General features: G+C 75.0%; 6 protein-coding genes. 3 read left to right on the top strand and 3 right to left on the bottom strand.

All coding sequences use genetic code 11. The features are described from left to right. Window positions 1-66: 66 nt before the first annotated feature. The 3 genes from WD250_17790 to WD250_17780 all read right to left on the bottom strand — a co-directional run bounded on the left by WD250_17790 (window position 67) and on the right by WD250_17780 (window position 3,601). Window positions 67-438, bottom strand: a complete 372-nt coding sequence (locus WD250_17790; GenBank protein MEX2622064.1) for a crosslink repair DNA glycosylase YcaQ family protein — start codon at window positions 436-438, stop codon at window positions 67-69. Window positions 439-1,345: 907 nt separating this feature from the next. Next, window positions 1,346-3,115: an NAD-binding protein gene (locus tag WD250_17785; GenBank protein ID MEX2622063.1), complete on the bottom strand. Its 1,770-nt coding sequence runs from the start codon at window positions 3,113-3,115 to the stop codon at window positions 1,346-1,348. Window positions 3,116-3,133: 18 nt separating this feature from the next. Further along, window positions 3,134-3,601 carry a hypothetical protein gene (locus WD250_17780; GenBank protein MEX2622062.1) on the bottom strand — a complete coding sequence of 156 codons (468 nt, stop codon included), beginning with the start codon at window positions 3,599-3,601 and terminating at the stop codon, window positions 3,134-3,136. Between the two features lie 281 nt (window positions 3,602-3,882). On the opposite strand from WD250_17780, the gene WD250_17775 reads away from it, so the two are divergent. From WD250_17775 to WD250_17765, 3 genes are all read left to right on the top strand, one after another. Beyond that, window positions 3,883-4,905 (top strand): acyl-CoA desaturase, encoded by a 1,023-nt coding sequence (locus WD250_17775; GenBank protein ID MEX2622061.1) that lies wholly within the window; start codon window positions 3,883-3,885, stop codon window positions 4,903-4,905. Window positions 4,906-4,964: 59 nt separating this feature from the next. Continuing rightward, window positions 4,965-7,070 carry a RecQ family ATP-dependent DNA helicase gene (locus WD250_17770; protein ID MEX2622060.1) on the top strand — a complete coding sequence of 702 codons (2,106 nt, stop codon included), beginning with the start codon at window positions 4,965-4,967 and terminating at the stop codon, window positions 7,068-7,070. A gap of 94 nt (window positions 7,071-7,164) precedes the next feature. After that, a complete protein-coding gene (locus WD250_17765) occupies window positions 7,165-8,796 on the top strand; it encodes an ABC-F family ATP-binding cassette domain-containing protein (GenBank protein ID MEX2622059.1) in 1,632 nt (543 codons plus the stop codon). Window positions 8,797-8,827: the final 31 nt, after the last annotated feature.

The following is an 8,827-nucleotide window of genomic DNA, read 5'->3' as shown; positions in this document are numbered from 1 at the left end:
TCGCCTGGCGACCGCCACACCCGGCACAGCAGAGCATCGCCTCCGCAAGCTCCGGCGATTCACGTCTCAGTCCACGGTCACCGTGGCGCCGGTGGCCCCCCGGGCCGCGGCGAGCAGCGCGGCCTCCTCGTCGAGGCCCCCGCGGGCGGCGGTGGGCAGGCGACCGAAGGGCGCCACGGTCAGCGCGATGCGCCGGCCCTTCTTGCGGGCCCGCCACGTGCCGGCGACGTCACCCTCGACGAGCAGCGCACCGGGCCGCCCGAGGATCGGCCACAGCACCTTGCGGTGGGCGGGGTCGGGGGCGAGCAGCTCGCGGTCGCGGGCCTGCAGGAACGGGTCGGACGGTGGCAGCAGCCGGACCGCCGGCGGGTCGGGTGGTGCGGCCAGGGCCGCGTGGCCGGCCTCGGGGATCCACGCCTGTCGGCCGTCGACGTCCACCTCGTGGTCGGGCGCAGGTGATGCCGGCCGGGAGCACGGCGCAGCGGAACAGGATCTCGACGATGTGGGTCGCCTCGCAGCGCCGGCAGTCCACGGTCATCTCCGCGGGCACCCGGGGGGTCAGGGCGCCGCTGACGTCGCCCTTGGCCATCGGCTTGGTGACGATGTCGGCGATGGCCCCGGCGACGAACCGCAGCGCCTCCCGGGCGGGCATGCCCGACCGGCGCACGTTGCCGGCGGAGGTGTCGAGCCGGGCCAGGGCGTCGTCGTCGCTCCAGGGCCACAGCGCCCGCGACAGGGCGACGAGCTCGCCGGCGCGGTGGACGTGGGGGGCGCCCCGCACCGACCACGTCGTGGGCAGCGTCGCGGTGCAGGCCCTGGACGTGGGCGCGGTAGGCCAGCACCTGCCGGCGGTCCACGCGCGTGGTCATGGCTTGCGTCCGATGCTGCCACCCGCGGCGACCGGACCGCCACGGCGGGCCCATCCTAGGGTCGAGCGTCGCGTCACCGCCGACCAGGCGGACCTCCTGCACGTCGAAATCCTCCAGCGCCGAAAAGGTGACCGTGCCGACGTCGTCGGCCGCGGCCCGCCACCAGGGCCGGCCCACCTTCCCGTCCGGCGCCGTAGGAAGCCGTCAGCGCGTCGGCGAAGGCGCGGCCGGACACCAGGTGGGTCACCTCGGCATGGGGACTGCAAGGCCACGGTGAGGCGCCTGGGTGGGGCGGCGCCGTCCCCGGTGTGCAGTGGACACTTCTCCGGTTGAGCACCCGGATATATCGGATATAACGGCGTCTCGAACCCGAAAAGTGTCCACTCGACACGGTGTCCGGCGGGCGCAGCGCTGCACGGGGCGCACGCTGCGGGCCGGGCGCGCCGCCGGCGTGTGCCCCCACGACCACGAAAGGCTCACGGTGACCCACGGATCGTTGACAAGACCGCAAAAACGCCGCGCAGCCAGCTGGGCGGACCTGACCGCCGACGCCGGTAGCGCTCGAGGAACCGCTCCTCGGCGTGTTCGTCGCCGACGAGCAGGAGCTCGCCGTCGGCGGGCAGCGGCGCGGCCGGGTCGAAGGCGGTGGTGCCCGTGCCCCCGCGGACGATGCCGACGATGCTGCACCCGGTGGCGCCCGGGATGTCGGCCGCCGGCAGCGGCCGCCCGGCGAGCTCGGGGGGCACCGCCACGCGGAACACGACCAGACCCTCCGCGAGGAGCACGGTCGACGCGTCACGGATGGCGTTCCACGCCTCCGTGGCGCCCATCGACGCGTAGGACAGGACGAAGTCGGCGCCCGCCCGGTGCATGGTCGTCACGTTGCGCTCCAGCGCGACCCGCCCGAGGATCATCGCCTTGGCGCGCAGCCGCCGGCAGTACAACGTGAGGTAGATGTTCATGTCGTCGTCGTGGGTGGTGACCACCACCGCGGACGCCTCCCCGATGCCCGCCTGGCGCAGGACGTCGAGGTCGGCGGCGTCGCCGATCACGACCCCGTCGAGGTGGCGCACGCGCTGCTCGTGGCGCTCGACGATGCGGTGCTCGATCCCCTCGGCCGCCAGGGTCCGCGCCACCGCCCGCCCGACCCGTCCCCCGCCGAGGATCACCACCCCCGCCTCGCCCGGACCCGCCTCGGGGTCCTCGGATCGGGCGAACGCCGCGTCGTAGGCCTGCAGGCGCTCCTCGGCCGCGGCGAGCAGCAGGATCGAGGTCTCCGCGATGCGCAGCTCTGGGGTGGCCGGCTGCAGGGACCCGCGGTCCCACAGCCCCACGACCGACACGCCGAAGCGGCGCTGCAGGTCGAGGTCGCCCAGCGTGCGGCCGACCAGGGCGGTGCCGGCGGCGGAGGTCTCGGCGATGACGATGTCCTCGACCGTGGAGATGGCGCTGCTGCGGGCGGTGGGCGCGAGGATCCGACGGGCCAAGGCCCGGCCCAGCATGTCGCCGAGCTCGATGACGCAGTCGGCGCCGGCGAGGTGCAGGACGTCGACGGAGTCGGGCGAGCTCGCTGTCGCCACCAGCACGCCCGCGGCGGTCACCTCGCGCACGGTGAAGGCCACGTTGGTGTTGGTCTGGTCGCTGGCGGCGGTGAGGACCATCACGGCCGACTCGGCGCGGGCGGCGCGGTAGGTGGCCGGGTCGTCGAGGTCGCCGACCATGACCGGGTAGCCCTGGTCGTACAGGGTCGCCGCCTCGTCGATGTCCTCGACGATCACGAAGTAGGGGACGCGGGCGACGGTGGCCCGGTGGATGAGCGCCTCCTCCATCGGCCCCCGGCCCGTCAGCAGGATGTGGCCGGCGGTGTCCTCGGGCAGCGCCCGGGGCGTGCGCGCCGCACGCACGGCGGCCCGCCAGGGCAGGTAGACCAGCTGGACGAAGGTGAACGGCAGCAGGACCAGCAGGAGCAGCGCGCCGGTCAGCAGCACGACCACCGAGTACATCCGGCCGAGGTCGGACGCGAAGACGATGTCGCCGAAGCCGAGCGTCGTCATCGTCACGAGCGTCCAGTAGACGCTGGCCACCCAGGTGAACTCGCGGCCCTCCAGCGCCATGAGCACGTGGAACCCGGCGCTGAAGAGCACCACCGCGCCGGCGAAGATCCCGCCCAGGCGCAGCATGGCCCGCCCGCTGCCCCCCGTCAGGGGCGCGGCCAGCATCGACAGCATGGCCGCGACGAACTTCACCCGTCCACCTCGTGTCCCCTACCGGCGCCGGGTCTCGCGCACCGCATGTCCGGGCCGCCACGTGGTGAACAGGAGCTCGTCCCCGTCGACCCGCACGACGGCGACCAGGTCCAGCAGCAGCTCGAAGAACCCCGCGCCCGGGTGCTCCGGTAGGTCGCGCTCCTGCTCGACGAGACGTCCGGCCAGCTTGGCGTCGCCGTGTGCGAGGTCGTCCTCCACCGGAGCGCTGTGGATCTCCACCCGCGGGTCGCGCCGCACGTCGGCGAGCTTGCGCGAGCCACCCATCATCCCGAGGACGACGGCCTGCTCGTCGATCTGGACCTCGGTGCCGCTGAGTCGCGGCGCCCCGTCACGGCGCACCGTGCCGATGACGTGGTGGAGGTTCGCGGCGAAGCGCTCGCGGACCTGCGTCGCCAGCTCCGGGGCCGCGGCGGCGAAGGCGGCCCAGGTCGCCCCCGGGTCCCGCCCTGCTGCCGGACTGTCCATCGTGGCTCCTCGCGCGTCGTCCGGGCCGGACGTCGGGGGATCGTAGCGAGCATCCACCCGCAGACCACGATCACCGCCCGGCCTCGGCGTGGCGGCGGCGTCGGGGGCGGCCCCTGGCGGGCCGCCTGCCCACTTCGGCCGGGGCCCGGCCACCGCGGTGCTCCACACCTGGGGCGACGTCGTGGCCGATGGCACCGGACTTCCAACGCGCCTACCCTGGCAGCACGAGACTCTCGTTCGCCGGTGAGACCGCCGCAGGCGTGCGAGCCAGGAGATGCCCTGTGCGCCACGCCGCCGAGCTCGACGCTGTCCTGCCTCCCGATGCCGACGCCATCATGGAGACCGCCCTGGCGCAGGAGGGCCCGCCGGCCATCCGCGGGGTGCGGGAGGTCAGCGTCGCAGAGATCCGCTTCCAGCGTCGCGCCGCCGTCGTGCTGACGGTCCTGCCGTTGGCCGGGGTCGTCGCCGCGATGGTCCTGCTGTGGGGCGACGGCATCAGCCGCCTGGACTTCGGGCTGTTCCTGGGGTTCTACGTCGTCACGATCCTGGGCGTGACCGTCGGCTACCACCGGCTGTTCACCCACCGCAGCTTCGAGGTCCCGAAGGTGCTGCGGGGCATCCTCGCCGTGGCCGGGTCGCTGTCGGTGCAGAAGTCGGTGATCGACTGGGTCGCGACCCACCGCCGCCACCACGCCTACGCCGACGAGTACGGCGACCCGCACTCGCCCCACCTCGTGGAGGAGCCCGGCCTGCGCGGCGTCTGGCGCGGCCTGTGGCACGCCCACATGGGCTGGCTGTTCCGGCCGCCCACGACCATCACCGCCCGGTGGGCGCCCGACCTCGAGCGCGAGCCCATGATCGTCGCGATCAGCCGCCTGTTCCCCCTCTTCCTCGTCGTGACCCTGCTCGCCCCCCCGCTGATCGCGTTCGCCGTCACCGGCAGCCTGGGTGCGGCGGGCACCGCGTTCGTGTGGGGCAGCCTCGTGCGGATCGCCCTGCTCCACCACGTGACGTGGAGCATCAACTCGATCTGTCACTTCTTCGGCGCGCAGCCGTTCGACAGCCGTGACGAGTCGACGAACAACTGGCCGCTGTCGCTGCTGTCCTTCGGCGAGTCCTGGCACAACAACCACCACGCCTTCCCGACCTCGGCGCGCCACGGGCTGCTGCGCGGCCAGCTCGACCCGTCCTGGCGGGTGATCCGCACCCTGGAGCACCTGCGGTTGGCCACGAAGGTGCGGCTGCCCTCCGCACGCACCATCGAGAAGGCCTGGGCCGGGCGGCCCAAGCGCCTCGCCCGCTGAGCACGCCGGGCGAGGGCGGCACGTCGCGGCCGGCCGGGGCCGTGGTAGACCGTGAGGCCATGCCAGCCCAGTCCGTCCCCGCCACGCCCACGGCGCAGGCCGCGCAGGAGATCCTGACCGCCCTGGCCGGCCCCGACGCCCGGCTGCGCCCCGACCAGGCGGCGGCCATCGACACGCTGGTGACCCAGCGCCGGCGAGCCCTGGTGGTCCAGCGCACCGGATGGGGCAAGTCCGCGGTGTACTTCATCGCCACCCGCCTGCTGCGCGAGGCCGGCGCCGGGCCCACGCTGCTGGTCTCCCCGCTGCTGGCGCTGATGCGCGACCAGATCGACGCCGCCGCGTCCGCCGGGGTGCGGGCGGCGAGCATCAACTCGGCCAACCTCGACGAGTGGGCCGACATCACGGCGCGGATGCTCGACGACGAGGTCGACCTGCTGCTGGTCAGCCCCGAGCGGCTGAACAACCCGACCTTCCGCGACGAGGTGCTGCCGGCGCTGACCCGCAGCGTCGGGCTGCTGGTGATCGACGAGGCGCATTGCATCTCCGAGTGGGGCCACGACTTCCGCCCCGACTACCGCCGCATCGCCGGCGTCCTCGCGGGGCTGGACCCTGGTGTCCCGGTGCTGGCCACCACCGCCACCGCCAACGAGCGGGTCGGCGTGGACGTCGCGGCGCAGCTCGGCACGGACGTGGTGACCCTGCGGGGTGACCTGGACCGGGCCAGCCTGCACCTGTCGGTCGTGCACCAGCCGACCTCGGCGCACCGGCTGGCCTGGCTCGCCGAGTGGCTGCCCGGCGTGGCGGGCTCGGGCATCGTGTACTGCCTGACCGTGGCGGACACCGAGCGTGTGGCCACCTGGCTGGCGCGCTCGGGCCTCGACGCGGTCGCCTACAGCGGCAAGACCCCGCCCGAGGACCGCCAGCGCATCGAGGCGGACCTGAAGGCCAACCGGGTCAAGGCGGTCGTGGCCACCACCGCGCTGTCGATGGGCTACGACAAGCCGGACCTGGCGTTCGTGGTCCACTACGGCAGCCCCGACTCGCCGATCGGCTACTACCAGGCGGTGGGGCGGGCCGGCCGCCGGCTCGACCACGCGCAGGTCGTGCTGCTGCCCGGCCACGCCGACGAGGCGATCTGGGCGTACTTCGCCGCCACCGCCATGCCGCCCGCGGGCGTGGTCACCGAGACCCTCGAGCATCTGGCGGGCGCCGGCGGGCCACGTTCGACCGCCGCGTTGGAGCGCCACGTCAACCTGTCGCGCAGCCGGCTGGAGGGGATGCTCAAGATCCTCGACGTGGACGGGGCGGTGCGCAAGGTCCGCGGCGGGTGGGAGGCCACCGGCCGGCCGTGGACCCCCGACCGCACCCGCATGGACCGTGTGGCCGAGGCGCGACGCGTCGAGCAGCAGCTGATGCGCGACTACCAGCGCACCGAAGCCTGCCTGATGGCCTACCTGCGTGACGCCCTCGACGACGCCGGCCCGCAGGCGTGCGGCCGCTGCGCGAACTGCACCGGGACGACCCCGGCCCACGATCCCGACCCCGACCTCGTGGCCACCGCCCGCACGGTCCTGCGCGACCAGCAGATCCCCATCGCCGCACGCCGGCGCTGGCCGGCGGGCCTGCCCGGGCGCACGGGCAACCTCGGCACGGCCGCCTGCGCGGAGGGGCGGGCGCTGGCCTGGACGGGCGACGACGTGTGGGCGGAGACGCTCGACGTGGCGCTGGCCGACGACGCCGACCGGAGCGACCCGGCGTGGCGCGCCGCCCTGGACGACACGGTGGCCGCCGCCGCCAGGGTGCTGGCGGCGTGGCCGTGGGCGCAGCGACCGACGTGGGTGACGTGGGTGCCCTCGCGCCGGCGCCCCCACGCGGCCCCGGCCGTCGCCGAGCGGCTGGCGGCCCTCGGCCACCTGGAGCTGGTCGCCACCCTGGCGCGCATCGCCGACACCCCGCCCCAGGCCACGCGGTCCAACTCGGGCCACCAGGCGGCCAACGCGCTGGCCGCGTGGACGGTCACCGTGCCAGCCGGCGGCCTGCCGACCGGGCCGGTGCTGGTGGTGGACGACGCCGTGGCCAGCGGATGGACCCTGACGGTGGTGGGTGCGCTGCTGCGCGAGGCCGGCGCGGGCACAGTGCTGCCGTTCGCGCTGGTCAAGCGGTAGGCCGCACCAGCGCCGCCAGGGCCAGTGCGGAGCGTGTGGCGGATCAGGGCCTCCAGATGGTCCTGATCCGCCACGCGGCGAGTAGCGTGGCGTCATGGTCGGGATCGTGGCGCGCGGCGTGCAGGTCGCGTTCGGGGGGCAGGCGGTGCTCCACGACATCGATGTCACCGTCGGGGCGGGCACCCGCCTCGGTCTCGTGGGACCGAACGGGGCGGGCAAGTCGACCCTGCTGCGGGTCCTCGCGGGCGCACTCACCCCCGAGCAGGGCACCGTCCAGGCCGTGGGCACCGTCGGGCTCCTGCCGCAGGAGGCCGACCGCCGTCCCGGCGAGACGCTGCTGGCCTACCTCGGCCGGCGCACCGGCACCGCCGCCGCCGACGCCGCGCTGCAGGCCGCCGCGCACGCCCTCGACGGCGGGGGCGAGCCCGAAGCCGAGCGCTACGACCAGGCGCTCGCCCGCTGGCTCGACCTCGGCGGCGCGGACCTCGACGCCCGGGCGGCCGCGGTGGTGGCCGACCTCGGACTCGGCGACGCGGCGCTCGCCCAGGAGACGACCGCGCTGTCGGGCGGGCAGATGGCCCGGGGCCAGCTCGCCGCGATCCTGCTGGCCCGCTTCGACGTGCTGCTGCTCGACGAGCCGACCAACGACCTGGACCTCGACGGGCTCGAGCGCCTCGAGCGTTTCGTGGGTGACGTGCGCGGTGCGCTCGTGGTGATCAGCCACGACCGGGAGTTCCTGTCCCGCACGGTCACCGACGTGCTGGAGCTCGACCCGGCCAACCGCACCGCGCACGCCTTCGCCGGCGGCTACGAGGCCTACCGCCAGGAGCGCGAGCTCCTTCGCCGCCACCGCCGCGACGCCTATGAGCGCTCCGCCGAGCAGCGCACGGCCCTGGCCCACCGCGCCCAGGCGGCACGGGAGCAGTCCGTGCGGGGGGCGTTTCGCGCCAAGCACCGCGCCCCCGACAACGACCACGCGGCGCGGGGCGCCAAGCTGGAGGCCGCCACCAAGGGCGCCCAGCGGGTGCGCGCGCTGGAGACCCGCCTGCGCCATCTCGACGAGGAGGCCATCGAGGAGCCGCGCAAGGAGTGGCAGCTGCGCATCGAGCTGCCCGCCGCCGCCCGGTCGGGCGACGTGGTGGCCAGCCTGCGGGGCGCGGTCGTGGCACGGGGGGCCTTCCGGCTCGGCCCGGTCGACCTGGACCTGCGGTGGGCCGACCGCATCGCCGTCACCGGCCCCAACGGGGGCGGCAAGACCACCCTGCTCCGAACGCTGCTCGGGCAGCTGCCCGTCGCCGCGGGGACCGCGACGCTTGGCCGGGGGGTGGTCGTCGGCGAGCTCGACCAGGCCCGCCGCGAGCTCACCGGCGAGCCGACCATCGTGGCCGTCCTCGCCGCCGCGACCGGTCTGGAACCGGTCGAGGCCCGGACGCTGCTGGCCAAGTTCGGGCTCGGCGCGGCGCACGTCACCCGTCCCGCCGCATCGCTGTCACCCGGGGAGCGCACCCGGGCGGGCCTCGCGCTGCTCACCGCCCGCGACGCCAACTGCCTGGTCCTCGACGAGCCCACCAACCACCTCGACCTGCCGGCCATCGAGCAGCTCGAGGACGCCTTGGCCGCCTTCACCGGGACGCTGCTGCTGGTGTCCCACGACCGCCGCCTGCTCGACGCGGTGCCCATCACCCGCACCCTGCACGTCGCCGCCGGGGTCGTCACCGAGCGCTAGGCGCCGCGCCGTGTCGGTCGCCGCCGTCAGC

It is taken from the genome of Egibacteraceae bacterium (genome assembly GCA_040905805.1).
Classification (GTDB): domain Bacteria; phylum Actinomycetota; class Nitriliruptoria; order Euzebyales; family Egibacteraceae; genus DATLGH01.
This window is presented reverse-complemented; position numbering and strand designations above follow the sequence as displayed.